General features: G+C 49.4%; 20 protein-coding genes. 8 read left to right on the plus strand and 12 right to left on the minus strand.

Annotated elements, in window-relative coordinates:
* Positions 1–90 precede the first annotated feature (90 nt).
* Positions 91–2,154 carry a S9 family peptidase gene (locus TW77_RS16295; RefSeq protein WP_046006043.1) on the minus strand — a complete coding sequence of 688 codons (2,064 nt, stop codon included), beginning with the start codon at positions 2,152–2,154 and terminating at the stop codon, positions 91–93.
* Between the two features lie 176 nt (positions 2,155–2,330).
* On the opposite strand from TW77_RS16295, the gene TW77_RS16300 reads away from it, so the two are divergent.
* A complete protein-coding gene (locus TW77_RS16300; protein ID WP_046006044.1) occupies positions 2,331–2,807 on the plus strand; it encodes a methyltransferase family protein in 477 nt (158 codons plus the stop codon).
* A gap of 5 nt (positions 2,808–2,812) precedes the next feature.
* Here the strand turns inward: TW77_RS16300 and TW77_RS16305 are convergent, their stop codons facing one another.
* The 4 genes from TW77_RS16305 to TW77_RS16320 form a co-directional block, all read right to left on the minus strand.
* The gene (locus TW77_RS16305; RefSeq protein WP_046006045.1) at positions 2,813–3,445 is read right to left on the minus strand and encodes a hypothetical protein; all 633 of its coding nucleotides are present in this window, start codon (positions 3,443–3,445) and stop codon (positions 2,813–2,815) included.
* A 176-nt stretch (positions 3,446–3,621) separates the two neighbouring features.
* A complete protein-coding gene (locus TW77_RS16310; protein ID WP_082078952.1) occupies positions 3,622–4,848 on the minus strand; it encodes a threonine/serine ThrE exporter family protein in 1,227 nt (408 codons plus the stop codon).
* Positions 4,849–4,982: 134 nt separating this feature from the next.
* Positions 4,983–6,218: a glycosyltransferase gene (locus TW77_RS16315; RefSeq protein ID WP_046006046.1), complete on the minus strand. Its 1,236-nt coding sequence runs from the start codon at positions 6,216–6,218 to the stop codon at positions 4,983–4,985.
* Entirely contained in the window at positions 6,219–7,232 is a 1,014-nt protein-coding gene (locus tag TW77_RS16320) for a LacI family DNA-binding transcriptional regulator (protein ID WP_046006047.1), read from the minus strand.
* A 351-nt stretch (positions 7,233–7,583) separates the two neighbouring features.
* On the opposite strand from TW77_RS16320, the gene TW77_RS16325 reads away from it, so the two are divergent.
* Positions 7,584–10,019, plus strand: coding sequence for a S9 family peptidase (locus tag TW77_RS16325; protein ID WP_046006048.1), 2,436 nt, complete (start codon positions 7,584–7,586; stop codon positions 10,017–10,019).
* Between the two features lie 55 nt (positions 10,020–10,074).
* Here the strand turns inward: TW77_RS16325 and TW77_RS16330 are convergent, their stop codons facing one another.
* The gene (locus TW77_RS16330) at positions 10,075–10,923 is read right to left on the minus strand and encodes an EamA family transporter (protein ID WP_046006049.1); all 849 of its coding nucleotides are present in this window, start codon (positions 10,921–10,923) and stop codon (positions 10,075–10,077) included.
* A gap of 262 nt (positions 10,924–11,185) precedes the next feature.
* Here TW77_RS16330 and TW77_RS25795 point away from each other — a divergent pair, with 262 nt between their 5' ends.
* Positions 11,186–11,917 (plus strand): metalloregulator ArsR/SmtB family transcription factor, encoded by a 732-nt coding sequence (locus tag TW77_RS25795; RefSeq protein ID WP_240479510.1) that lies wholly within the window; start codon positions 11,186–11,188, stop codon positions 11,915–11,917.
* Here the strand turns inward: TW77_RS25795 and TW77_RS16340 are convergent.
* The 4 genes from TW77_RS16340 to TW77_RS16355 all read right to left on the minus strand — a co-directional run bounded on the left by TW77_RS16340 (position 11,914) and on the right by TW77_RS16355 (position 15,368).
* Complete coding sequence (locus tag TW77_RS16340; protein WP_046006050.1) at positions 11,914–12,699, minus strand: class I SAM-dependent methyltransferase; 786 nt, start codon at positions 12,697–12,699, stop codon at positions 11,914–11,916. The two genes, TW77_RS25795 and TW77_RS16340, sit on opposite strands and share 4 nt — an antisense overlap.
* A 96-nt stretch (positions 12,700–12,795) precedes the next feature.
* Positions 12,796–13,878, minus strand: a complete 1,083-nt coding sequence (locus TW77_RS25970) for a methyl-accepting chemotaxis protein (protein WP_046006051.1) — start codon at positions 13,876–13,878, stop codon at positions 12,796–12,798.
* A 167-nt stretch (positions 13,879–14,045) separates the two neighbouring features.
* On the minus strand, positions 14,046–14,882 hold the full coding sequence (locus TW77_RS16350) for a GGDEF domain-containing protein (protein WP_052713231.1): 837 nt from the start codon (positions 14,880–14,882) through the stop codon (positions 14,046–14,048).
* A 63-nt stretch (positions 14,883–14,945) separates the two neighbouring features.
* Positions 14,946–15,368, minus strand: a complete 423-nt coding sequence (locus tag TW77_RS16355; RefSeq protein ID WP_046006052.1) for a DUF3429 family protein — start codon at positions 15,366–15,368, stop codon at positions 14,946–14,948.
* A gap of 216 nt (positions 15,369–15,584) precedes the next feature.
* Between TW77_RS16355 and ahpC the strand changes: the two genes are divergently transcribed.
* The 5 genes from ahpC to TW77_RS24395 all read left to right on the plus strand — a co-directional run bounded on the left by ahpC (position 15,585) and on the right by TW77_RS24395 (position 24,014).
* Positions 15,585–16,154, plus strand: a complete 570-nt coding sequence (gene ahpC, locus TW77_RS16360) for an alkyl hydroperoxide reductase subunit C (RefSeq protein WP_046006053.1) — start codon at positions 15,585–15,587, stop codon at positions 16,152–16,154.
* 112 nt (positions 16,155–16,266) lie between these two features.
* A complete protein-coding gene (gene ahpF, locus TW77_RS16365; RefSeq protein ID WP_046006054.1) occupies positions 16,267–17,838 on the plus strand; it encodes an alkyl hydroperoxide reductase subunit F in 1,572 nt (523 codons plus the stop codon).
* A gap of 291 nt (positions 17,839–18,129) precedes the next feature.
* On the plus strand, positions 18,130–18,663 hold the full coding sequence (locus tag TW77_RS16370; RefSeq protein WP_046006055.1) for a hypothetical protein: 534 nt from the start codon (positions 18,130–18,132) through the stop codon (positions 18,661–18,663).
* 10 nt (positions 18,664–18,673) lie between these two features.
* Positions 18,674–22,009 carry a carboxypeptidase-like regulatory domain-containing protein gene (locus TW77_RS16375; RefSeq protein WP_046006056.1) on the plus strand — a complete coding sequence of 1,112 codons (3,336 nt, stop codon included), beginning with the start codon at positions 18,674–18,676 and terminating at the stop codon, positions 22,007–22,009.
* A 211-nt stretch (positions 22,010–22,220) separates the two neighbouring features.
* Entirely contained in the window at positions 22,221–24,014 is a 1,794-nt protein-coding gene (locus TW77_RS24395) for a winged helix-turn-helix domain-containing protein (protein WP_052713232.1), read from the plus strand.
* A gap of 42 nt (positions 24,015–24,056) precedes the next feature.
* Here TW77_RS24395 and TW77_RS24400 read toward each other — a convergent pair whose 3' ends face one another.
* A complete protein-coding gene (locus TW77_RS24400; protein WP_052713233.1) occupies positions 24,057–25,655 on the minus strand; it encodes a formylglycine-generating enzyme family protein in 1,599 nt (532 codons plus the stop codon).
* A 245-nt stretch (positions 25,656–25,900) separates the two neighbouring features.
* Positions 25,901–26,095, minus strand: a complete 195-nt coding sequence (locus TW77_RS16390; protein WP_046006057.1) for a hypothetical protein — start codon at positions 26,093–26,095, stop codon at positions 25,901–25,903.
* Positions 26,096–26,229 lie beyond the last annotated feature (134 nt).

The raw sequence follows: 26,229 nt of genomic DNA on the forward strand, positions 1-26,229 counted from the left end.
ACAGAAAATTGAACACTACCAAATACTACCACAAAAAAGGCTTGCCAATCTGGCAAGCCTTTTGTCTTTTTATACCATAAAAACAGCAGTTTATTTATTCTGCTCTTTCACTGCTTTTAATTTGGCAGCATGGTCAATTTCATACGCTGGCATGTCTTTGTTGCCGTGGATCAGGTAGTTATCCATCCAGCGCATTAAGCGCAGGCTGTAGTCGTACTGCGCAGCAACTTTGCGGTTACCATGGCCTTCGCCCGGGTAGTAAACCAGACGTACGTCTTTGTCTTGTACCTTCATGTAGCGGTACAGTTCCATAGACTGGGCCGGGTGAACGCGCGGATCGTCTTTACCGTGCATGATCAACAGTGGGGTTTTCGACTGGCCAGCCCAGTAAATTGGGCTGCGCTCAAGATACCACTGCCATTTCTGCCATGGGTAAGAGCGGGCATGTACCAGGAACATTTCGTTTGAAATATCGGTCGTACCAAACTTAGACAGCTGGTTGGTTACACCTACAAACATCACACTGGCTGCAAAGTGCTCGGTCAGTTTAGTTGCGCCCCAGGCTGAAGCGTAACCACCGTAAGAGCCACCTGTGATACCAACGCGTTTGGTGTCAACCAGGCCCATGTTAACCAGGTACTCTTTCATGTCGACCAGGTCGTCAAACTCTTTGCCGGCATAGTCGCCCTGGCCCAGTTTAGAGTAGTCCACACCTTTGCCCGTTGAACCACGGTAGTTCGGGTAGAACACCGCATAGCCACGCGCTGCACCCATCTGACCTGGATCTGAGTAGCTGGTCAGCCAGCCGTTTCTGTCATGGCTTTCAGGACCACCGTGTACCGCCATGATCAGAGGGTAACGTTTGCCTTCCTGATAATCCAGTGGGTAGATAAGTACACCACCAATCTCAACGCCGTCACGGGCTTTGAAGTTAATCGCTTCTTGCTTCGCCAGACGCTTGTCGTTCAACCAGGGGTTTGAATCGGTTAAACGGGTGGGCTTTTTAGAGCGCACCATAAACACTTCGCTTGGGTATTTCGGGCTCTCTGCTCGTACGCCAATGGTTTTGTCAGAATCAGAAACTGACAGGCTGTGCGCAATAAACTTGCCTTCTTTAACCAGCTTTTTGTATTTACTTGAGCCTACTTTAACCTGACCAATGAAAGTCTCAACGCCCACATCGGCAATAAAGTTCAGTACGTTTTTACGGTTTGACCACTCAAAGTCTTTGAAGTGACCCATAAAGTTCGGGATCCACTCTTCCACTTTACCGGTTTTGGCATTGGCCAGATATAAACGGCCCTTAGCCGGGTCGTGTTTGTCTTCGGCACCTAAAATGGCAATGTATTTACCATCGTGTGAGAATTCCGCCTCACCCAGCTTACCTTCGGTTTTAAACGAGGTGGTGATTTTCTGCGTTGCCACATCCATCACATGCCACTGAGACTTCATATACTGATCATCAATCAGCGCTGTTGGCTGCGTTTTTACTAATAACTTGCTGGCATCGTCAGACCAGTTGACGTCGCTCACATAACCTTCAACAGGCACCACGGCAGGCGTCAGCGGTTTGTTGGTTTGTGCCAGGTCGACCAAATGTAGCTGCTTGTTTTTCAGGCCCAGCTCATACACTTCTGCCATAAAGCCAAGCTTTTTAAGCTCTTTTTCGCTTGCATCCTTGGCTGGCATAGCCAGGATAGCCACCTGCTTACCGTTCGGGCTCAGGCGATACTTGCTGATAGAGGTGCCTTTCAGCGACAGTACTTTTTGCGCTTCACCACCATCGACTGCGATGCGGTAAAGTGACGTGAATTTGTCTTCTTTTTTCTTGGCGGTGAAGTATATGAACTTGCCATCTGCTGACCATTCAATCTTACCTACGTTGATTTTACCTGTGATGAAAGGCACTTCATTACCTTCGTCATCAACTACATACAGTTCGCTGTAGTTTTTACCGTTACTGTCTACATACAGCTCACGGGGTACGGAGCGACGAAATGCAACCGATTCGCCATCCGGGCTTACTGCTGTTTGAATAACGCGTTGAATAGTAGGAATATCTTCAACTGTGATTGTGTCTTTTGCCGATGCGGCAAAGGTGCTGGCACTGGCAAGGCCAATGGCAAGCGCGAGCGAGGTTTTTATTAGTTTCATAAATGTTCTCTGGATTACACTTTTTTATAAACTAGACCGCAAGGTGTAGTGCTAGTGAGCAACATTTTACGTTAGCATAGGCTGAAAACCAGTGTTTGCGATTAACCGTCAGCTTTATGGGATAAATAATTGCGGCATATCAATTAAATGACACATTTTAATGTACAGGAGTCACTATGTCAGAATCACAGCCACACCTTTTGGATACCAAAATACCCCCGCTGGTTGTTTTGTTACTGCATATGCTCTTGAGCTGGGGCCTGGCTCAGGTAGCTGGGTACGTCATTGTTGCTGAGTCGCTCAAAGTTGGCGGGGCAGTGGTGCTGAGCGCGATTGGTATTGTCGTTGCCCTGGCGGGAGTTTGGGCGTTTCGTCGTCATAATACCAGTGTTGATCCGGTGCATATTGATAAAGCATCAACGTTGGTGACTGGCGGCGTCTATCACTTTACCCGCAACCCTATGTATGTCGGATTTTTGTGCTTACTGATTGCACAAAACTGGTATCTGGGATCACCGGCAGGTGCGCTCGCTGTACTGAGTTTTATCGCTTATATGACTCGCTTTCAGATCAAACCGGAAGAGCGCTTTTTACTCAAAACCTACGGACAGGCCTATCGGGACTTTCTGAGTACAACTCGTCGCTGGCTCTGACGAGCCTAATGTGTTGAAACCCGATTGAATTGCGCTCTGATATCATCTGGCATTCCCCACGAGTGCTTAACTAAAATGGTTTTGAACAGATCTTGCCAGGCTTTGCTTTGCTGATTGGTTAACACACTTTGCTGCTTAATGAGCAGATGCTTTATTTCGGAGACGTTATGGTAATCCGGCCACAATGCTTCTGCGGCAGTAAATTGTGAAATAGCCTGCGAGACATCGCGAGCAAGGAGGGCTTCAAAGCCTGCTCGTTCATACTGATCGACCAGCGCTTTTCTGTCAGGTATTAACACTTGCTCAGTCTGAAGTGCGTGTTGTTTTACCACGGATAACTGCTTATCGAGATTTGCTTTGATGCCGTCTACTTTCTTTAGCAGTTGTTCTGGCGCCTGACTGGCCTCGATATCTTCTTTGAGCTGGGCTATTTGCGCCTCATAGTTGTGGCTAATATCTTCAATCTGTTTACCTAGCTTCAGACCAAACGCATCAACCTCTCTTTGCTCTATGATTTTAAATAGCTTATCGCCATATATGACAAAGGCAAGAATAAGAATTGCCGGCCAGAGAAATACTTTAATGTACTCCAGTGCCAGGCGGTAAACGGCGAGTTTTTGTTCTGTATTATCGGTCATGGCGCGCTCCTTTACACCTGAACAAGAACTTCCATTTTGGCCCAAATTAGATTTGATGCCAAGTGTGATTAGTTGGAGTTTTTCGCCGGCGAAGTGTCATGCCGGTACTTTCAGATCTCAAAGTTAAAAAAGCCGGACAGGCAACCCCGCAACAAGCGTAGGTTGCCTTATTTATATCACAGGCTTTTCTTCGGTGGCAGCGCCACATTGGCAAAGATAAGACCGGCAATTAACGACATAAAGATCAAAAAGGTTTGCTGGCCAATGTGATCGGCAGCAACAAAACTCTGGCCTTCTATTAGTGAATTCAGACCAATGTAAGTTTTTGACCCAGGTACCAGCACAATCAAGCCCTGCATGGCGACAATCGAAGCCGGCGCGTTAACGGTCCTGTTAAACACGTTACTAAACACGCCGACGGCAAATGCCCCGACAAAGGTGCCCAGCGAGTAATCCAGATAGACCGCAGAGCCGATACTGGCGGCATAGGCAATAAAGCCCGATGCAATTGACCAGCTGGCGTGTTTGAGCTTAGTGCGGAAAATCACAATCAGGCTGCTACAGAGCAGCAAAATTGCCATCCAGGCCGTCCATTTGGGGAGCGGATCGGGTTGTACATAATCGCTCTGTCCAAAGAGGAAAAAGCCAATGCTGATCCCCAAAAAAGCACCAAAATACAGCTTAAACAGCAACATAATGGCATCCATCACCCGCGCTGTGCCCGACACCAGATGGCGTGCAGAGAGCTCTGCAAATCCCAGTGCCAATGCCAGTCCGGGTATAAAAACAATGATGGCCGACAACACCACCAGGCGGATATTGACCATAGGATCTAAATACGACGAAATCGCACAGGCTGCCAGCGCAGAAACGATGGCCACCACCGGCTCCAGCATATGGGTGACCCGCTTGGAGCGCGTTGACCACAGCACAAAGATAAAGACCAGAATAGACAATACCGCAGACCACAGCACATCATTCCAGCTGGTTCCCATCAACATGGCAAACGCGCCACCCGACACCGCAAATGCGATACCCGTTAGTAAACGGCCATAAGGGTCTTTGGCCTGGGTGATGGCATCCAGGTTTTGATCAGCCTGCTCTATGCTGAGTTCACCTGCCAGCATGCGATTTACCACATCATCGGTATCGGCAAGGCAGCCCAGGTTGTGATCGCCGGGCTCTACGCGGGCAACATGGGTGTATTCATCCTCATGGCCTTCTGTCCAGATCACAAAAGTGACCGACGTCGGAGACATAACAAAGGACGACTTAAGGCCCAGGTGGGTGGCAACTTCCATCAGGTGGGCTTCCAGGCGATAAGCCGGGGTTCCGTATTGATGAAGCATTTTGCCTAATTTAACAATAAACTTGCGTTTTTGTGTAAAGGTGGCTGAATTCAACGGCGTGTAACCTAATTATAAGTAAAAATCGACAGCAACTTTGCAGTGTGGAAGCTAACAGCTTGTTTCGCCTCCACACTCAGTTTAGGCAATAACCTAAATTGCCGCGAATTCTAACCACTTTTCACGCAAATTCAACGCATTTTATTTGCATTTTTTGCTTCAATCCATTGTGACATATATTGGGTACTGCGAAGTGTGTGGTGTCGCAACATGCTGCCGGTGAAGTTGGCGCGCCTGTGCGCAGTTAAATTATTCACTATCTCGCTAATCTTTTGTTTTAGTTGAATCTCCAGGGCGCGCTTGTCATAACGAGCCTGGAGCAACGCCTGCCCGTTTTGCTGGGCCTGCTGATAGCGCGCTTCACCCTGATATAAAGCCACGGCTTCAGCCGCAAAGGTGTGTGGGCAGTCGCTTATCGCGCCATGCCAGGGTAAATCGCCGTGCATGCCTTCGGCACCTATCTGCGTGGTTACACACGGGGTTTGTGTGATCATGGCCTCGAGCAGCTTGCCTTTAATCCCGGCACCAAAACGCAGCGGTGCCAGACACACTCGACTTTGTGCCATCACGCTCAGTGCATCTTTTGCCCAGCCTTTGATTAAAAAGCCCGTTTTGGGGTTATGCAGCGCGGTTGCTTTGGGTGGCGGGTAAGAGCCATAAATATGCAGTTGCGCATCCGGTAGTTGCTTGCGGATCATCGGCCAGATCTGTTGCAAATAAAGTACCGCATCCCAGTTGGGGGCGTGGCGAAAGTTACCTATGGTCATAAAGTGCTGACGGGCGGGATAGTCAGGTAACTCGTCATTGAGTGCGTCCAGGTCCACCATAAATGGCAAGTGATGCAGCAAATCTTCAGACACGCCAAACTGAGACGTCAGTAACTGATGTTCATAGTCAGAAATAATCAGCGACAGGTCGCAGCGCAGAATTGCGGCGATTTCACGTTTGGCTAAGTCACTGTCCAGTAAGTTATCCAGTGCAAAAGCTTGCTGCGCTCTGTGCGCGTCATGGCGTGCATTACGCAGGCATTGCAAATCTTCTGTATCGAGGATCTTGAGCGCGTCGGGCGCAAACTTATCCACCCGCCAGCCAAATTGCTCTTCCATCATAAAGCGGTCATACATCACGATATCGGGCTTGAGCCGAGTGATATAGTCATCAAAGCTGCTGCAATTGAGCGTGATGGGTGTGCAGGTGATCTGCTCCTGGCTTAAATCGGCCATATGATCGGTTTGCTGGGCCGGGCTGGCAAATTCAACCTGCCAGTTCTGAGCGCGGAAAAAGCGCAGTAAGGACATCATATGACTGCCGGCGGCCGAGGAATTCGGCTCCGGCCAGACATAACCAATTACTAAAACTTGTGTCATTTAAACGGAAGATTCTCTGAGTTGCAGCGATACATCTACCAGGGTGCGTACCGCAGGTTGCGATTTATTGATAATTTCTGCCAGTGCCTGACAGGTGCGTTTGCCTATATCATCGGCGTCGATGCGCACAGAAGACAAGGCTGGTTTCATTAATCTGGAGTCGGCCAGGTCATCGAATCCGACCACTTTAATGTCTTTGCCCGGTACCAGAGCATGTTCGCGCATCGCTTCCATCACCCCATAGGCGATGACATCACTAAAGCAGACCACGGCCTGAGTATCTGGTGCCTGGGCATACAAGGTACTAAATGCCTCGCGGCCACCCTGGCGATTAGTTTGCGCCGCAATTTCCGGCATAGGCTGAGTCATCTTGCGTAGCGCCAGCGCACTGCGAAAGCCGCCCAGGCGCTCGTGGTAATCCGAGATATCGGGTGTCCCTCCCAAAAATGCCAGTCGCTCTAACCCCTGGTCGAGCAAATGCAGCGTGGCCAGGTGGGTGCCTTTTTGGTTATCTGGCAAAATACAGGGCGCATTGCTGTAGGGAATTTCCCGCATGATGTTGATCACCGGAAAGCCCGAGTCAATCAGCTGGTTGACCCATTCCATGGTGGTGCCTGGTGCGGGCACCATCACAAAGGCGCTAACATTGTACTCTTTTAATGTATTGACGACTTGCATCTGGCGAGTCAGATCTTCACTGGTATTGACCAGCATAGGCACCAGGCCTAACGCATAAATATGTTTCTCAAGGCCCACTGCCAGTTGGGCTGAATAAGGGTTAGTCAGGTCATTGATCACCAAAGCGACCAGATTGGAGCGTTTACTGCGCAGTGCAGCGGCATCGCGGTTATATACATACCCCAGTTTGTCGATGGCGGCGAGCACCTTTTCCCGGCTTTTATCACTGACTTTGTCAGAATGGGTGAGCACCAAAGAGACGGTGGATTTTGACACCTGCGCTTCTCTGGCGACATCGAATATGGTCACTTTGTCTGGCTTTTTATTGTTGTTCATAATGGCCTGAATAGCTGATCAAACGGTTGACGAACGTTTAGTTTACCGTAACTTTGCGCCCGGTTGCACCTTAATCCCAATCAACACCAATACATAACCGGTTTGAGGGCGCAAATTTGCTTCTCTAAGTGCCAGAAAACTTGTATTCAGAACAACTAAATATCAAATGTTCTGGCGAGTTATCTGGGAAATTTTCTCGCCTCAGGGCTGGCGACTAAAATTATGTAGATTGCTATTAAACTAGTGCACATTTAAGGGGTTTCGTTATATCATGAGAGGTTAAGATACGAATTCAAGGGTAGAAAAGTGGTGAATAAGAGCCCGGCTTTGCTGTTTTTTTTAGCTTGTTGTATGTGGGTGCAGGCTGCGTTGGCATCAGATGGCTATCAGGTGCCCAGAGAAGAAATTGCGCAACTGGTTGGTGTCGCGCCTATGCCCGAAGTGTTGCTCAATGAACAGCATGTCTGGATGGCTTTGCTGACCAAGCATGAAAAGACAGAGCAGGCGAGCGAGTCGGGTGTGCGTTACGGCGATTTACACTTTAATCCTACCACCTTTATGCGCCTGGGCCTGACAACCTATTCGGGCCTGAGTTTTAAACACGTGGCAACTGGCGCTGAGGTTGCAGTGAACGACTTGCCCCCGGGCAAAGTCTTTGCCCCGCGCTGGAGTGCCGATGGCCGCTATTTGGCATTTATTCTGCTTAACGAGCAGGATGGCCGCTTATGGGTGTACGACATCAAGCAGCGCGAGCTGCGCGCAGTGTCGCGTTTTCCGCTTAACGGCGTCACCAGTGAAGTCCCTTATCATTGGTTGCCCGACAGCTCAGCGCTGGTGATCAACAGTGCTGTCAATCATACCGGAGAGCAGCAACAAGCTGCGCAACAGTCGCGTTTGATTGGGCCGGTGGTGGCGCAATCTCATGGCGCACTGAGCCTGGTGAATCAAACCGCTGAATCCCTTTCAACGCAAGCCTTTGCTCATTATGCGCAGGGGCAGTTGATCAAAGTGCCGTTGCAGGGGCGGCCTACTGCCATTGGCGGACCGGCTTATTTCCATCATTTTTCGCCCTCACCGGACGCCACCAACCTGTTGGTCGCAATGGCCATGCTCGAAGCGCCGCAGCAGTCGCAAACGACTCAGAGAACACTGGCAGAGCACCCCAGTGTTTGGCAGGTCTGGGGCATGACAGGATTTGCCCTGTATGAGTTATACCGGCCGGTGGTGCAGCCAGCATTGCCTGCGCCCCAAACGGAAGAACAAAACGTACTGGCTGCCATCTCACAGCCCAGCGCTGCACCAATGCGCAGTCACTTTCAGTGGCGAGCAGACAAAGGAGCCACTGTGGTTTGGGTACAGGCAGGTGATAGCGAGCGCGACTATGGTTTGTACCATATTGCATCTCCTTTTAAGCGTGAGCCCCGCTTATTTATGGCCTTGCAGGAACCTTTTGTTGCGATGCAGTGGGGCGACTCAAACATCGCTTTGCTGACCACGGCAGAGAACGAGCGCTTCTGGCGCACCTCGGTGATCAATCCACTGGCGCCGCAACGTAATCCGCTGGAAGTAACCCGGTATAAAGTGTCGGATGCAAACTCAGAGCAATGGCTGACAACTCGCAATGATCTCGGTGCACAGGTTGTAAAAGTAGTGGGCAGCCGCTATCTGTTTATTCGCGGTACTGAACGAGCGCAAGGCGAGGATCTGCCGTTTCTGGACCGGTTTGACGCCAGAACGAACACCCGCACCCGACTATGGCAATCTCAAGCGCCGTATTTTGAACAGTTTGTTGCACTGCTGGACGATGAGGGCATGCGCTTCATTACGCTCAGACAGTCTAAACAGGAGCAGCCGAACTACTTTGTGCATGACCGGACCTTCAGTTCAGTCGAGCAGATCACGCATTTCAGACATCCGTACCCGGCTTTGCGGGGGTTGTCTCGCGAAGTGCTGAGCTTTGATAGCGGTAATGGCACACAAAGGTCAGGTACGCTGTATCTGCCGGTCAATTATGACCCCAGCTTAGGCCGTATACCTGTGTTGATGTGGGTAAAATCACCCGAACAGAGCACGCAGGCATTTCGTTCTCCTCATTACTTTGTGCCGCTGGATCATCTTGGCCCCCTGCCACATCTGGCACAGGGCTATGCCGTATTTGAAGTAAATGGCTTTACCTTACCCGGTGAGCAGGGCACCCCTGCACAGCTCAGAACACAATGGCAGTCAATCGCCAAAGGCGCTGTGGCAGTGCTTGCACAACAGGGGATTGCGGATGTCAGTAAAGTGGCCATTGGCGGTCACGGTGCGGGCGCCACTGTGGTGGTTGACTTGTTAGCGAATACGGACTTGTTTGTCACTGGTATTGCACGTAGTGGCAGCTATAACTTCACGCTGGCGCCGTTTATGTTTGAGCAGCGTATTGGGACTTTGTGGCAAGACCCGCAAGCTTATCTGACGAGCTCACCGCTGGCTGCTGCTGCGAATATGTCTGCGTCAGTGTTATTGATCCATGGTTATCAGGATCGTCAGCCGGGCACTTTTGCCGTGCAAAGTGAGCGTCTGTTCAGTGCATTAAATGACTTGGGTAAACGGGCACGCCTGGTGCTACTGCCCGAAAGTGAGCACCAGTACACCAGTCGCCAGGATGTACTGCATATGTTGTGGGAGCAGCAGAGCTGGTTGCAACGCCACTTTGATCCATTGCCACTGATCGAAGAGATTAACCAGGTGCCAGAAGCGCTGCGGTTTGAATTAGTGCCAGAGCCTGCCACGCCCTGGCCGATGTAAAAGGAATTTACTCTACGAATTATTCTATGAATTATTCTATGAATTATTCTATGAATTATTCCTTTGCAGACATTGAACTGCCCAGTGATGCGGCGATCACCATAAAGATCGCCAGCCACTGCCAGGCGCTCAGTAACTCACCTAATATCATCAAACCGGCCAGTGCTGCAATGGCCGGCTCCATGCTCATCATAATGCTAAACCCCTGAGCGGGCATTTTCTTTAGCGCTACCATTTCCAGGCTGTAGGGCAGTGCACTGGATAATAAACCAATGGCGATACCCAAAGGGATTAACGACCAGTCAAGCAGTGCTGCACCTTGCAATACCACGCCAACAGGCACTACGGCAAAGGCAGCGACACTCATACCAATCGCAACTGTTGCGCCACCAGAGCCATGGCCACCACTTATTTTACCAAACAGGATATAGCCTGCCCAACAGGCACCGGCGGTCAACGCAAGTAACACGCCAATGGGATCCAGGCCATCTACTTCGCCCATTTGCGGTAGCAGCAATAATATTCCGGCCAGTGCCAGCGCGACCCAGAGGTAATCTCGTTTACGCCGGGACGAAAATAACGCCACCGCAAGCGGCCCGGTAAACTCCAGTGCCACGCCAATACCGAGCGGAATACGCTCTATTGCATAATAAAAAGTCAGATTCATAATACCCAGGCTGAGGCCATAAAATATCACCGGGCGCCAGTTTTTGGGTAAATGTCGCCATGGGCGGAACACCAGGCATAAGATCAGCGCTGAAAACCCTAAGCGGTAAGCGGTTGTGCCCTCAGGGCCAACATGAGGGAATAGCTGTTTGGCAATCGAGGCGCCAGACTGAATGGTGACCATTGCCAGTAACAAGCACGCGATGGCATACAGAAAGCTTTTGTTTAAAACATGCATCGAGAAGTCTCGCCATAAATGAAGGCCGCAAGTCTACTTATCAAACTGACACTGCTCAATAGTTTTGTATACATTATTCCGTAATTTTCGATATCGCGGTAAATTAAGCGATTTTCATTTAAGTTTAATTATCATTGTGTATTAATTTTCTTTCAAGCTGCGCAATAAATTAACCTGCTTATTGGTCGTTTGAGTGCGTCTGGATATTAACTGCAACTGGTTTTCGTTATATAATCTAATTCGTATATAGGAGAGCAGTGCAGTGAAAAGTATCTATGTGAGTGCAGAAAACTCAGATCTGGTGTGGTTAGTTGATTCATTACTCAAGCATCACACTCCGAACATCCAGGTGTGTCATAGTTTGAGCGCCAACCAGCAAACAAGTCGTCAGGCCGTGCAGGCGCTGTTAGAGTTTGGCCTGGATCACGACACAGGTAGTTGCCACAGTGAGGTGAGTGAGCAGCACTGTGAGATACGTATCCATATCGGCAACTGGGAAAGCGCGGAGCAAGCCGCCAGCACACACATGTGGCACATTGAGTTAGAGCAAGCCCTTGACCCGTTTAACCCGTACCGCAAGGCTTTGTACGAATTAAACTCTAAAGTGCGTGCACTTTTAGCTGAATTCGAACAAGCCGACCCCATCACACCCATGACGTTTTACAAAGCCATGAGTGATGAGCTGAGGCTGAAAACTTTACTGCTAATTTTACAAGAGCAGGAGCTTTGTGTGTGTGAGTTAATGGTTGCGCTGGACGAGCCCAGTCAGCCAAAAGTATCCAGACATCTGGCACAACTCAGAAAAGCGGGCATACTCACCGTGCGTAAGCAAAGCCAGTGGGTATATTACGCTTTAAATGCACAGTTGCCCGGTTGGATGCAGCAGGTGTTGCAGCGAACCTTGCTTGGTGAGCCCGACTGTATCGCACTGGAGCTGGCCAGACTCGCTCAAATGGGAGACAGGCCCGCTCGTCAGCAAAGTTGCTGTGCTTAGTGTTGCTTCAGGTAGGCGAGCCAGTCTTGTTCATGCTTGTGCATCATGGCGTGTTTTTTTGACCCCCAATGCGCCTGCTTGTCTTGCTCGCTCAGAAATGGACCTGCACGACACATGGCACAATGGTTGTGGGTTAAATAGGGCGGCTGGTTGAGCGACTGGCGCAAACGTGCATGTGGTTTTGCCGACCAGTAGTAGGTAATACCGCTGGTGTCTTTTACGTGCTTATCTCTGTCGACATTGCGGATCCGATAGCCTTCAAACGCGTTAATGTTGAAATCAGATTGACCCAGATACTGGTAGTCCAGGCCATCACACAAAGATCCTTCCAGATTCCATTCACAATAGGGTTTCACATCTTTCGAGGTGACCAGCGCCAGCATTGGGCCGCTGGAGTCCAGTGCAAAGCGATGGCTAAAATCAACAAAGTTGCGTAACAATCGCCGATTAAGCGTATTGGTCGACAGAGTTTGCGCATCAAATGCCTGTTTGCTGGTAAACGCTGGGATCAAAGGAAACTGGAAGATCACAGCATCAAACTGGCGACCTTCCAGGGCCGCCCAGCTGCGCTGATTGTTGACATCAAATTCTGTCAGTACAGGCACATTCTGCGCACGCAACTCATCTAGCGCGTGTTGCTGGTACTTGCTTCTCAGCGTGGCTTCATCGTCGTAGATACTGGCACATAAATGGCCAGGTTTTAACTGTTTGCTCAGTGACAAAGAAAAGCTCAGATCACCATCGCCGACGGTTAATACGCGCCAGTCAGGCTCTATCAACATAACATTACTGCCCGGGGAAAATAACAAAGGCGCGATGATAGCAGAAGCGCAGTAGGGGATAAACCAACTGATTGAGTCAGACTTCCCCTGCGTGGCTTAGTGGGTTATTTCATCCAGGAGTCTCAGCACATCGCGACTGGCCTGCTCCATGCGATTCAGCTCGCCAATGGCTTTTTGCTTTTCACCCGCGACAAACAAGGTCATAGCTTCGACACCCGCGCGATGGACCTCTTTGTGCGGGCCATCAATACGATTGATAATGCCCGACTTATTAAGGCCTTTACTCGCTTCGCCGCTGAGCCATTTACCCAAACGGCAACTGGTGTGGTCGGCAAATTCAGTGATCGGTTTATTGCTGTTGCCGGCAATAACACCATACACTTCACCTTTCCAAACCACATGATCTAGCTTGGCAGTCTGTACAAAGGTTTGTAATGAGGCTGAGACAATGGTCTTTTTCATCGAGCCGCAGCAGCTAACAATATTGCCGTACTCGTCATTAAGATGAGCAATGCTTGAAGACAAGTCGTTGTTGGAGTTTTGGATCACATTCACGCCATCAACCGTCAGCTGAGTGGTATCTATGATCTTTTTAACCAGATCTGACACTTCGTTTGCCGACTCATTGGTATTGTTCGCCAACGCGCGTACTTCATCAGCGACCACGCTAAAGCCTCGACCTGCTTCACCGGCACGGGCTGCTTCAATGGCCGCGTTCAGCGCCAGCAGGTTGGTCTGATCAGAGATCTTTGAAATCGTCGTCACAAAGGTATTGATGTTGTCGGCCATGTGCGACAGGCCCGAGATATTATCGGTCATACTGGCCATATTGGTCGACAGACTCGACATTCCTGAGAGGATCTTTTCGAGCGAAGATTCTGAGGTTTCGAACGACGCACTGACCTGAGAAATGGAGCTGCTTTCTTCTTCTATCTGGTGCAGGCTGCGCAGCACCGCGTCACGCACTTCGTGAATTTGACCCAACCCGGACAGGGCACATTGCAGTAGCTGATTGTCTGTGTTGTCGTTTAATTGTTGTTGTGCTTCAACTAGCTCGCGCTGCATCGCGTGCTTTTCTGCCTCCAGTTGCTCGTAAGCCTGTCGTTGAGCGGCCAACTCGGCTTTTAACTGCTGTATTTCCGATTGCTGGCTGTTATTGGCAAAAAAATTCTTTAACACTGAGGTTCCCTCGACTATCAAAACTGTCAGCAGCATAGCAGCGAAGCCACTAAAGTGCTAGATTTATGTAAATAAACAATGATCTACATAAAAAATAAGTAAAAAGCACTGAGTTTGTCGTGATTAAAAAGTGATCAGGTGATTGTTCGAGTGACACTCAAGTTTTGCTATCTGACGGACTTGCGAAGCGCCTTATTGGCCTTGTTTTCGTACATGCCCAAATCGGCCTGGTGAAGCAGCACATCCGGGTCAACACTGGGGTCGGCTTCTGTTCTGCCAATGCTAACGCCCACTCCGTACTCAAAGACTTCTTCCATCAATGCGGCGCGCAGCCCCTCCTCTTGTAAGCTATCATCTTGCGTAAAGGCCACAAACTCGTCTCCGCCAATTCGAAAACACGCATTCGCGCTAAACTGTTTGCTCATCGCCTGTGCTACGGATTGCAGTATCTGATCGCCGATATGGTGGCCATAGCGATCATTGGCTTGTTTAAAATTATCCAGATCAAAGTAGTAGAGATAGGCGCTGGACGCACATAAGGGCTCAAACTGCTCAAAGCATGCGCGGCGATTTCCAAGCCCCGTTAGCTCGTCGTGGGTCGCATCGAACTTAAGCTTTTGCTCTAGTTTATGGCGCTGTGCTATTTCATGGTTAAGCGCTGCAATGGTGTCGCGCTTTTGCTGAATAATGGTGTGCAGGCCATAACACACCAGCATAAAACCAAGGTGCTTTAAGGAAGTATCAAAGGTATTTACGGGTATAAACTCAATGGCCATCAAGTCATCAAACAGGTCTAAAATAAGCCCCACGCAATAGGTGATCCAGGCATACAAAAGTAACTGATATTTTAAGTGAGGCAGGCTGAGCACAAGTACATGCAGTGCTACCGCCAGCCAGATAAACTCTTCTATGGTTCCCGCATATTGAGCCGGGTTCTGTAACAGGATCATAATTGCGCACGCCGTTGCCAGCCAGATCAGAGCAAGTAATAATTTTTGACGCATACGTGACCCTCCGTAATCTCTTTAGTTATAGCAGGTTTTACTCGGGCTGTAGCTTATATGTGTTCAGCCGGCCAGTTCGACGGCCTGGGCAATCATAAATAAATGGCTTACAAAGACAACAGACGTAAGGGTAAAGCGCATTTTTTGATAGTCCTTATGGGTTTCTTGCCATGTTTTTGCGCTGCGCTCAAACACTAACACCAGCCAGTAAGCGACAGCCAGGTAGGTTAATAAAATTACCTGTGAGGCCAACGCCAGCAAAGGGAAAGGAATGATCACCAAAATAGCAACTACGGCGCGTTGCTGCGATTGTTCTCCCGGACGCCACAGGCTGCCAGTTAAAAATGCCAGTACACCCAGGCTGTAGTAGCTAAAGGCGTCAATCACGGCTGAAGAGCTGCCTACCATTAAAGTGAGCGCGACACACAATAAAAAAGGAATAAAGCCAATGTAGGCCAGCATGATGTGGTTCAGATAAGAATGCATTCAGGTCTCTTAAAAGTTTGTTCTGACTGATGTTTTAATTATATCTGATATACGCATAAACTTTGCCAAAGTTTCATCAATTTTTTGGATTACAGTAATTCAAACAATCTGTTTTAATAAAAATCCAATCCCCCCTAACTTAGTAATCACACAGACGACAGGGCTGATACAAAATCAGGCCCGCCCTTTTTAACCTGAAAACTGAGAGAGAAAAATATGACTACCTCTTTGATTAACACCAAAATCCAACCTTTTAACGCCACTGCTTTCCACCAGGGTGAATTTGTTGATGTGAGTGAAAAAGACCTGCTTGGTAAATGGTCTATCGTCTTTTTCTATCCGGCGGATTTCACCTTTGTTTGTCCAACTGAGCTTGGCGACCTGGCTGACCATTATGCACAGCTGCAAGAAATGGGCGTTGAGGTGTATTCAGTGTCTACAGACACGCACTTTACGCACAAAGCCTGGCACGATGCTTCTGAAACCATCAAGAAAATCCAATTCCCAATGATTGGTGACCCGACAGGTAAGATTACCCGCAATTTCGGTGTGATGATTGAAGAAGAGGGTCTGGCGCTGCGCGGTACTTTCGTGATTAACCCTGAAGGTGAAATCAAAGTGGTTGAAACCCACGACCTGGGTATTGGCCGCAGTGCAAAAGAATTAGTCCGTAAAGTACAGGCCGCTCAGTACATTGCTTCACACGATGGCGAAGTATGTCCGGCTTCATGGCAGCCAGGTGAAGAAACACTGGCGCCGTCTTTAGACTTAGTTGGTAAATTGTAATAAGGCACTGTGTTCGGGCCTGCATGGCCCGAACCGTCACTTTCTCTGCAAGCTCGCCCATCTGAGGGTCGAATCAATCGGTTTATTGGCGTAAATTTCGAGGATGTACAGAATGTTAGATAAGCAAATTAAAAGTCAGTTGCAACAGCACTTTGCGGCGCTGACCGATCCCATTGAGCTGCTCCTGGCGTTAGACGACAGCGCTAAGTCAGCGGAGGTGGCGTCGCTGGCTGAGGAATTGGCGTCGCTCAGTGACTTGATCACCCTGGGCGAGGCACAAAACAGTGAACGCACCCCCAGCATGACGGTCTACTCACCCAAGCGAGATACCCGCATAGGGTTTGCTGGCGTACCTATGGGGCATGAGTTTACCAGCCTGGTATTGGCATTGCTGCACAGCGGGGGACACGCTGCTAAAGTATCTGAGCAGGAGCTGGATGTGATCCGCTCACTGCAAGATGAACTGAATTTTGAAATATATATCTCACTGAGCTGTCAAACGTGTCCGCAGGTTGTGCAGGCGCTTAATCTGATGGCCGCACACAATCCCAAAGTGAAAACCACTATGATAGATGGCGCACTTTTCCCGGATGAAGTTGCGCAGCGCAATGTGTTAGCGGTGCCCAGTGTTTACCTTAACGGTGAACTATTCAGTCAGGGCGCAATCACTTTGAGTGACGTACTTGCTAAGCTGGACAGCACGCTCAGTGAGCAACAGGCCGAGTTACTGGCGCAAAAATCTGAATTTGATGTGCTGGTTGTGGGTGGTGGCCCGGCAGGCGCAGCGGCTGCCATTTATGCAGCGCGAAAAGGCCTTAATACCGGCGTTGTGGCCGAGCGCTTTGGCGGTCAGGTTGCTGATACCATGAGCATCGAGAACTTTATTTCCGTCTCAGCCACCGAGGGGCCAAAGCTGGTTGCCCAGTTAGAAGAGCACGTTAACGACTATCAGGTCGACGTGATGAAAAACCAGCGTGCAAGCGCTTTGACTCAGGGCGATAACCTTGAACTGACGCTGGAAAATGGCGCAACCCTTAAAGCCAAATCTCTGGTTATCGCAACGGGCGCGCGCTGGCGCACCATGAATGTGCCTGGAGAGCAGGAGTACAAAGGACGCGGCGTTGCTTATTGCCCACATTGCGATGGTCCCTTATTTAAAGGGAAATCCGTTGCTGTCATTGGCGGTGGCAACTCGGGTATTGAAGCGGCCATCGACCTGGCGAACCTGGTTGAGCATGTTACCGTACTGGAGTTTGCCGACTCACTGAAAGCCGATGAAGTGTTAATTAACAAGGCACACAGCCTGAACAATGTGACTATCATTACACATGCACAAACAACCGAAGTATTAGGCGATGGTAATAAAGTGACGGGGCTGACCTATATTGACAGACAAAGCAATCAGCAACACCAGCTTGAGCTTGCGGGGATCTTTGTACAGATAGGCTTGATCCCCAACACAGAATGGCTTGAAGGCAGCGGCATTGCATTAACCCCATTTGGCGAAATTGCCATAGATGCCAAAGGCGCAACCAGTATACCCGGCGTATTTGCTGCCGGAGACGTGACAACCGAGCCCTATAAACAAATTATTATTGCCATGGGCGGTGGCGCAACGGCCAGTCTGGGCGCATTTGATTATTTGATCAGGCATCAATCAACAGAGGCCGAGCAGGCTGCCTGATAAAAGGGGAAGCACCTGATTACACCCAAGCCTGTACTCATCTGAGTACAGTTAAGCCGCAACTGGTTTTGCACTGGTTGCGGCTTTTTTGTATTTGCGCTTTGTACCTTTTTTTCTCGTCTATACTTGCGTGTGTACTTCTATGTGCTGACGATTGGTCGCTTTGATTATTGGGCTTGCGCAGGTAGAACAGTATGCAGTAAAAGTGAGCACAGCACCCGAAGAACACGGTGATACGGGCAGGTAAATGACTGTCTGTATCAGTCTGCATACTTAAATAAGGCTGCAACAATGAAAACCTCAATCGCGTCTGGTGCCGCGCGAAATACCTTAGGTCTGGTTTTTTGCTCGTCACTGTTGTTTGCGCTGACTGGTTGTGGAGTGGACTCTCCCAGTGCAACGACTACCAATACTCCTCCAACTCAATCTGATCCACCACCAGCAGATCCGCCCCAATCAGATGCGCCCGCTACCAAAGGGTATAAAGTTGAACTGACATCGACTCAGCCGATATCGGCATATGAATTAAAATTAAACTTTAGCCTTGCTCCCAATGAAGGGTCGCTGTCGACCAGCAACAGCTTTATTGTATCCGACGGAACTTTGGTTGCCCTGGGTCCTGTATCCGCCGAGCAGGGAAAGTCATTGCACTTTGGTGCGCTTACCTATGGCAATAGCACAGGATTTAGCGGCTCTGCAGAAGTGTTGAGGTTTGAAGTCAACGCCGACTCAGATGCAGCACCGGCAGTTTCCAGCAGTAAAACACTTTGCATGAATCGGCTGGCGCAACAAGTGAGTTGCAGCATTTCGGTCAGTGAACAGTGAGGGCGCAGTGATGAAAACGATAATGATATCAGCGCTGCTGTGTTTACTGAGCGTGCCTGCAGTGGCTCAGGAAGGGTCCACCGCAGGCGCAAACTACGATAAATCACTGGCACGACCTGTGCCTGTGCAACAAGCTGCGGCTGTGGGTATGACGCCTATTACCTTCAGTGAATTCCTAATTGAAACTGCGATCACCGACCAATATGCTGACAGAGGTATTATCTTTGGTGGTGATGCGCCATTTATTACATCAGACAGTGCCAATCCAACCTCCCCGGTATTAACCGGCTCACCCAGGTTTAATGGCGCGATTGAAGGGCGCTTTGTTGACCCGCAAACCGGCGAGCCGACAACGGTCAATAGCTTTTCTCTGGATGCCGGATATTTTGATAACTTAAGCTCAACTCGGCTGCAGTGGTTTAACCCAGAAGGTCAGCTGATCAGAGAAGTCCTGGACTCACAGTTTGGGATTGAACACTTTGCGATTCGCGATGAAAACATAGCGTCATTTAGAATTGAAATCATCGCGCAGGAAGATGCTGGCTATGCTATTGATAATGTAGCATTTAACCTTGTTGAAGCAGCGTTTGATCACACCTTTAATCTCGACAAGGTGATCCTCTCACCGGGTGCGCTCACGGCAAATCAGTTTTCTATTTATTTTAAAGATTTGGAAGCGCTAAATGGCGCGGCGCTTACGGATGTATGTAATTATCAGTTCCATGCCGAAGATAGTAGCCAGAAAGTCACCGCTTTGAACTGTGACGTTAGCGCGGACAAAAAAACATTCAGAATAGATTTTTCGTTAACTCAGGCACCATATAACCTCAGTGGCGCGCAGGTGTCGGTGTGCAAAGGAGAGGAATGTCAGAGCATTGACGACGTCAACAATCTGAACGTTTATACCACCGCGTTTAACGTTGCAACGGATGGCTTCTCGTTTCAAAACGGCGACTGGAACCGCTTTATGCTAACCGAAGTCAAAGACGTTTCCCTGTCCTCTTTCTTATGCTGGAAGTTCGATAGGTGTACGCCCGATCAGCTATCTTATCTTGGCTTTATGCGCAAAGTGGCGAGGTCTTTTGCCAGCTTCCTGGCACCGGCAAATCGGCGCAAAGCCTACGATGTGATCGGCTATTACCGGCTCGAAGATTATACCCAGGGTCTCAACAGACTGGACCGGCGCTTTTTGGGCGTATGCCATGGTATGGCCGCGTCGGCGATTGCCAATTACAACAATGCCAGTGAGGGGGTTGCCTGGGGCGCGAACATTGACGCCACACTGACGCGTGCTCAGATCATTTCAACTTTCCAAAACCACTGGGACAACCGCAACAGCGAGTCGCCTAAGCCTTATGTGAAGTCCGTGGGCAGTTACGATGTTAAGTCGGATGCTGCGGATGCTTTTCATGGCCTGTCTAAAATCGGCTATTACTTCTTGTCTCAGTCTGCGTTTAAAGGCAGCGCCTGGATAGGGTCACATCCGCGAACAATTTTCCCGGGGATCTCAGCCATGAATGCCTTTTACTCACCGCATTTTATGGACAACAAAATTGCCAGTCTACGCTTTGCCATTAACCGCCCGAAAGGGCGAGGTGGTCACTCTATCCTGGCGGCCGGGTTGATCCAGTACAACGATGTGTCTTTGTATATCACCCATGACAATAACTTCCCCGGCCAATACACTATGATGGAATTTAATAATGCGTTGACGCTCAAGCACTTCATATTCTCCGGAGCGCCCGCCAGCGACAGTGAACGGTATGACCGGCATGGTGATTTTAAACTGACTAACTACTACAGTGCATCGAGTTATGCCCAGTTTGGCGCTTATACAGACGTGACCGATCAGCTGCGGATCTATGGCCAGCCCGGTGCCAGCGAGCGCGCTGCGGATGTACAAAACGCTGATGGGGATGATCCGGCTACTGTGGTTGAGCTGGAGCATCCACAGCATATTACTGTGCTGATAGCCGGTGGTAAGTTAGTGGGTGTTAACAGGGAGAGCAATCAAAGCACCGTGATTTTGTCGCCGATCCTCGATGAGCCAGATCCCACGCAGGCCTATCTGAAAAATTCGGAGCTGGTTACGGAGTTTATCTTGCCCTTAACCGATACTTACGCCATTGCGGTAGAGAAATACCCTCAGTATCCGGAAGTGGAGGTGTATGTCACCATTCCACAAACCAATGGCAAGGTCTTGGTACTCAACTATGAAGATGTACTGACTCAGAGTGACGAAGACAGTGCTACTGTGCAGCTGACCGTTGGCCAGCAAAATGACAATGCCAATATCAGTATCAATGGTGTGGCGCAGGCACCCACTTACGCCGAGGAAAACAGCTTTGTGGTGGCGCAGGTGTCAGCCCTGAAGGCCATTGTGAATGGGCGCGTTGTGTCTTTAAGCTGGCAAAACCCGCCTGGCAGTAATCTTAAAGAAGTGGTGGTCACCAGAACCGTGGACAGATTACCGACATCGATTAATGATGGAGTACGGGTGTATACAGGGCTGGATGCTGAGTTTGTGGACAGCGCTTCTTCTAATACGCGCTATTACTACAGTGTTTATTCCATTGCGGATGACTCAACGTCTGAACCCAACAGCATTTACGTAGATACGCATCAGGCAACCTTGCATGGCAAGGTAGCAGATACCAGTGACATGGGGATAGCGGGTGTTGAAGTGGTGCTAACCAACGGGGTTGGACTCAGTCAGATAGAAGTGGCACGCCAGCTTACCGATGCCAAGGGGGTATTTAGCTTTGCGAACCTCGCCAAAGGACTATACAAACTCAGTTATAGTCATGCGTCTTATCGTTTTGAGGTATCTGATGAGGCAATTAATTTAACTGAGCCCAGTCAGCAGATCAATCAGGTGGGAGTTGCCACCCCGGTATTGTTGATAAATGTTGAAAACGCGGTGAGTTCTGATCAACAAGTCAGTATAAATTGGTCGGGATTGCATATTGCAGACACCGCGACTGTGGATATCGCCTATCAGGTAGGGGAACAAACAACCGAAATTGCCACTGGCATTGCATTCTCTCAGGGTCGTTACTTGTGGGACGTTTCTGCACCAGGTGATACATCGGTATCCGTGCAGATTATGCTGAGTGACGATAAAACGGTCATAAGTGAACAGCAGGTCTTTGTGTTAAAAGAGGTCAGTCCGTTTGACTTTAGCGGCGATAGCATTCTCTCTGCCGCGGATGTGAGCGCAATTGTCACCGGGTGGTCTGCCACAACAGGGGATACTCAGTTTGACCCGCGTTTTGACCTCAATCAGGATGGTGAGATAGACCTGAAAGACATTATGCAGGTGGTGGCTGCTTTAAATCAGGAATAATCCGTGGAATAGTCCATGGAGTAATCCGTGGAATAATTCATGGATTATTCCTTAGGTAGCTTTTTGTAACAGTGAGGACGGATTCAGGCCAGACAGTATGTTTGGCCTGAATCGACCTTTAGATTAATTGTTACAATTGAGATACTGTATTGGTGGCGGTTTTAATGCAAGATATCGACTTAAACTCGTCCATCAGTTTACTGAATGATCTATGTCCGATATTTACTTTGCCGATTACCGTTTCAATCTGCCTGACATGGCACTATATCAAAATGGCTATCGTGTGCCCCTAAAACCCCGACAATCCCGCCTGCTTCACCTATTACTCACCCGTCACAAGGAAATAGTCAGCAAAACTCAAATTTTGGATGAAGTCTGGGGTGATACTGTGGTATCGGAGCAGGTTATTTTCCAGACCATGAGTCAGCTCAGAGCATTACTTGGCGACAGTGCCATACAGACTTATGCCCGTCTCGGGTATCAATGGCAGTGGCCCATTTCAGATACACCGTTACAAACGAAACGCTCAGACAAACAGGGTGTTTCGCGCTGGTGGGCAGCGGCATTACTGGTCTTTGGTGCAACCTGTGTTGTGCTGTTTGAGGTGAACTCTGTAGATACAAGAGCCGCAGGGCCAGAAATCTCGATACTGACCACCGAACAATCACCCAATCCGAATGATGCTTTTTCGAATATTGCCGCTGAGGCCATTTCCATGTCTAAGCTGTCTCTTGCACAGCACACTGTGACGCAGATGAGCAAGGAGCAGATGTTTGAAACTCCTAAGCGTTTATGGTCACAGGCAGAGGAGGGCAGTACACAGTGGCAGCTGTGGGGCACTGTTTACTCACAGCCAACGGGGAGCTTTTTACATTATGGTGTGACCCGGCCGGGTCGTGTTTGGCAAGGTTATGTTTATTCGGCAAAGCCCGGGGAGCTGGCAATGCGCTTTGCTGAGCGCCTGAGCGTGCTTGCACAGTTGGGTGTATTTGCAGACAAATGGACAGGGCAGGACGACCTCGCGCTCCTGACATTAAGTCGCCTCGCACCGGATGACCCTGAGGTTATTCTGAAAGCGGGGCGTCACTATATCGATCAGGCGCAACCCGATCTGGCGATAACTTACCTGGACCGGCTGATAGCAGAATATACTGATTACCAATACAAACCTTATGTTGCGCTCGCTCACTGGCACAAGGGCAAAATATTCAAAATGCGTGGCCAGCATGCGCTGGCGACATCAAGCCTGGACCGGATGCGAGATGTGCTGGCCGATACTCAGCTGCCAGCGCTGCAACATACATACGTAACGACCTTGGCCTGGCTGAGTCTGGAGCTGGGCAACTGGGCGCAAGTGAATGCCGTGCTCGAAGAAGCAATTGCTCAGACCAAAATGCAAGGTCGAGCATTACAGCGGTTCGAGCTTCATATCTTGTATTCTATTTTGGCCAGTAAAACGGGTCAGACAGAAAAACAATATCAGCACCTCAGTCTGGCTCAGTCCGTGCTGGTTGGTCATGCGCTCGACAACAGTAATCAGGCCCATGTTTTGTATCTTTTTGCCTTGTTCAGTGGCAGCGATACAGATGCTACGCCCTATTTAAAACAGCTTATTGCGCTGCCACGTACGGGCAGAAATTACTGGGTACAGGATGACGCTTTGGTGCGACTGGTTGACTATGCACTGAAGCAGCAAGATTTTAATGAGGCGCATGCTTTGCTTCCCTCCAAGGAACTCACCCCCAGGCAACTGTTGCTTAGGGCTAAAATTCATTTGGCACAGAGTCAACCTGAGCGTGCCATACCCGTGCTCAAAGAAGCATTTAAACTGGCACAGCAGCACTTTGATGGCCAAAGTGCACTGCAAGCTGCATTGCAACTCTACCGTTCACCTGTCAGCAGCATTGAACAAAAACGCTACTATCTGGCGTTTCTGCGGGCCAATACGGGTGATGACTGGCTGCGCCACCAGCAAATCTCGCAGCGAGAGCTGGCAACGCTTTGACGTTGAGCCCGCTGCGTAAACTTCAAAATAAGCGCATGAGTGTCATGGCGCAGGCGCTGATGGTGGAACGAATTGTAGCCAGTCTATCGCAAACCAATGCTGGCCAAGCGCGCGTATTTCCAATGGGGCGTCGGAGGCAATCAGGGTTGCAGGTACTTTAACTATATGCATTGCGTTAGAGGGTGTGTTCTCTATTCGGGCAACCAGATGGTGCCCTTGCCAGAACTCTATACGGGCAGCGTCATCCGCTCTCAGTTTCACCTGTAATTCGGCGCTTTGTGGCTCGCTGTTGGTGAAACGATAGCTACTCCATGGCACCAGTAACGGCTTATCGCCTGTGGGGTAATGATGCGGATTTTCACTAAATGCCAGGCTTTGCCCGCGCGACTGCGTTGGAGCAAGAAGATAGGTGTTATCCTGAGTAAAATAATGCTCAGCTTCAATGCGTTGTCCAACCTTAAATGTTGGGTGCGACCCGGTTGCTATTGGCTGACTGAAGGGGCCCTGGCCTGCTGAAGTTAAAGCAGCGACAGTGTAACTTGCCAGGCCACCGCCTGGGAGCTGATCAACAAACTGGCCGCTTTTCAGGTCGTCGCCAATGCGCTGAAACTTTCGGCTCAGCGCTCCCTGCGGATCTAAGTAGCTGCGGTATACTGCATATTGAACGGATTGCGCTTCAATTTCTTGCCAGCTGATAGTGACACGGTTGTTTTTATCTCGCGAAGCGCGCACGCCTGTAGGTGCTGGCGGGATCTGCTGAAGTCGTTGGTGCGCTTGTCTGGCAAGTTGCTGTGCATCAGCGACTGCTTGGGCAAACTGCCCATCAAATGGTGTTTCCTTTTTCCTGGCTGGTTGATCCAACACCAGACGAAACCCTTCAATACTGCCATAAAAATCTGCCGCTATGGTATCTGGGTTGAATACCCCGCGAGTCTGCCAGTGCCAACCTTCACCGGCTACATGATACTGTGCACATTGTTGGGGTTTTTCCTGATCCCAGCTATGACAACTTTGCAGAAGCTCTTTTACATTACCCAGCATATCGTGCAGGCCAAATGCGTTGGGACGATACATCCCAATAACAGTATGGTACACGGCGCCGTCGTTGCATCGTGCACTGGACTTGTAGCGGTGCTGATGGTCAATTTGCATTCCTGCCAGGTTGGCCAGGTCCTCGGTATTTTCGTATTTACAGATCTGCGTTTGTTGCCTGTCCTCGCCAAACGGGAGGCGGTTTTTTGTCCCGGCTGATGCTGCAAATTGCCATTCTTTTTGTGTTGGCAGACGGTAGGGTTTGCCCGTTTGCTCAGCCAGCCACTGAGCATAAGCGAGGGCGCCTGACATGCCGATGCAAACGACAGGGCGATAAGGGTTTGCAACTAATTCCGGATCGTCCCAGTTACCCGGAGAATCAGGGTCTGGCCAGCGAGTTGATGTAAACAGCATGCACTTTTTGGGCACCTGATACTGAGTGGCAGCCACAAAGCGAGAAAATTCTGCAACCGTGACTTCATATTTGCCCATTTGTAAGTCTATTTGTTGTGTCTCATCTTGAATGGCAACCAGTGCTGGCTCTATAGGCGTGCCTGGCACCTGAGCCACTGTCGTACTGAGTAACATTAAACTAACTGGTAAATTCATAATCATCTCCTCTCAAAGTATGTCGCGACACTATCAGCTGGCGAGGAGTGAGGTCTTATTATACTTCTGATAGTGTGGTTGTGAGAAGTTAGATAGATTGTATAATTATTAAAATCAATTAATTAAGTGAGTTGGAGGTAAAATAAAACCTCCACCATCACTTGCTATGACGGTTGTCTGTGAGCAAAAAAGTGCTTTGAGATACCCACATCTTCGTCAAACGTTACGGCTTTATAGTGCTGTAGTTAGCCCCAGATAACGCAATCCGGGCGATTGTCTTTAAATGTCCAGCAAGCGTTAATTGAGTTGCAGAAATTGGTTTTTGGGCAGTTAGGCAGCCCGGTTAGCGCGCCGCCGCCGACCTGAGGGGTTTGTTGTGGTGCCAACGTGTTACCTTGCGACAGCGACTTGATTTTCTTCTTGTTTAATGTGAGTTTCATATTCATTTCCTTTGTCGTGAGAAAAGCCCAGCCGGGCTTAGTTTTATACCAATTTGCTTAATTAAGTGTTCTATTTTGAGGCGAGAAAATATGTTCGATAACTAGACAAAAAATTTGCTATTTAGTTGTTCTAA

Origin of the sequence: Pseudoalteromonas rubra (assembly GCF_000967655.1) — a bacterium.
Taxonomy (GTDB): Bacteria; Pseudomonadota; Gammaproteobacteria; order Enterobacterales; family Alteromonadaceae; genus Pseudoalteromonas; species Pseudoalteromonas rubra_A.

Excerpts from the sequence above, each read along its gene's own strand:
- TW77_RS16320 (WP_046006047.1), bottom strand. The coding sequence starts at position 7,232 with ATGAACAACAATAAAAAGCCAGACAAAGTGACCATATTCGATGTCGCC.
- TW77_RS16375 (WP_046006056.1), top strand. The coding sequence starts at position 18,674 with ATGAAAACGATAATGATATCAGCGCTGCTGTGTTTACTGAGCGTGCCT.
- ahpF (WP_046006054.1), top strand. The coding sequence starts at position 16,267 with ATGTTAGATAAGCAAATTAAAAGTCAGTTGCAACAGCACTTTGCGGCG.
- TW77_RS16305 (WP_046006045.1), bottom strand. The coding sequence starts at position 3,445 with ATGACCGATAATACAGAACAAAAACTCGCCGTTTACCGCCTGGCACTG.
- TW77_RS24400 (WP_052713233.1), bottom strand. The coding sequence starts at position 25,655 with ATGAATTTACCAGTTAGTTTAATGTTACTCAGTACGACAGTGGCTCAG.
- TW77_RS16355 (WP_046006052.1), bottom strand. The coding sequence starts at position 15,368 with ATGCATTCTTATCTGAACCACATCATGCTGGCCTACATTGGCTTTATT.
- TW77_RS16295 (WP_046006043.1), bottom strand. The coding sequence starts at position 2,154 with ATGAAACTAATAAAAACCTCGCTCGCGCTTGCCATTGGCCTTGCCAGT.
- TW77_RS16315 (WP_046006046.1), bottom strand. The coding sequence starts at position 6,218 with ATGACACAAGTTTTAGTAATTGGTTATGTCTGGCCGGAGCCGAATTCC.
- ahpC (WP_046006053.1), top strand. The coding sequence starts at position 15,585 with ATGACTACCTCTTTGATTAACACCAAAATCCAACCTTTTAACGCCACT.
- TW77_RS16330 (WP_046006049.1), bottom strand. The coding sequence starts at position 10,923 with ATGCATGTTTTAAACAAAAGCTTTCTGTATGCCATCGCGTGCTTGTTA.
- TW77_RS24395 (WP_052713232.1), top strand. The coding sequence starts at position 22,221 with ATGTCCGATATTTACTTTGCCGATTACCGTTTCAATCTGCCTGACATG.
- TW77_RS16390 (WP_046006057.1), bottom strand. The coding sequence starts at position 26,095 with ATGAAACTCACATTAAACAAGAAGAAAATCAAGTCGCTGTCGCAAGGT.
- TW77_RS16350 (WP_052713231.1), bottom strand. The coding sequence starts at position 14,882 with ATGCGTCAAAAATTATTACTTGCTCTGATCTGGCTGGCAACGGCGTGC.
- TW77_RS16370 (WP_046006055.1), top strand. The coding sequence starts at position 18,130 with ATGAAAACCTCAATCGCGTCTGGTGCCGCGCGAAATACCTTAGGTCTG.
- TW77_RS16325 (WP_046006048.1), top strand. The coding sequence starts at position 7,584 with ATGTGGGTGCAGGCTGCGTTGGCATCAGATGGCTATCAGGTGCCCAGA.
- TW77_RS16340 (WP_046006050.1), bottom strand. The coding sequence starts at position 12,699 with ATGTTGATAGAGCCTGACTGGCGCGTATTAACCGTCGGCGATGGTGAT.
- TW77_RS16300 (WP_046006044.1), top strand. The coding sequence starts at position 2,331 with ATGTCAGAATCACAGCCACACCTTTTGGATACCAAAATACCCCCGCTG.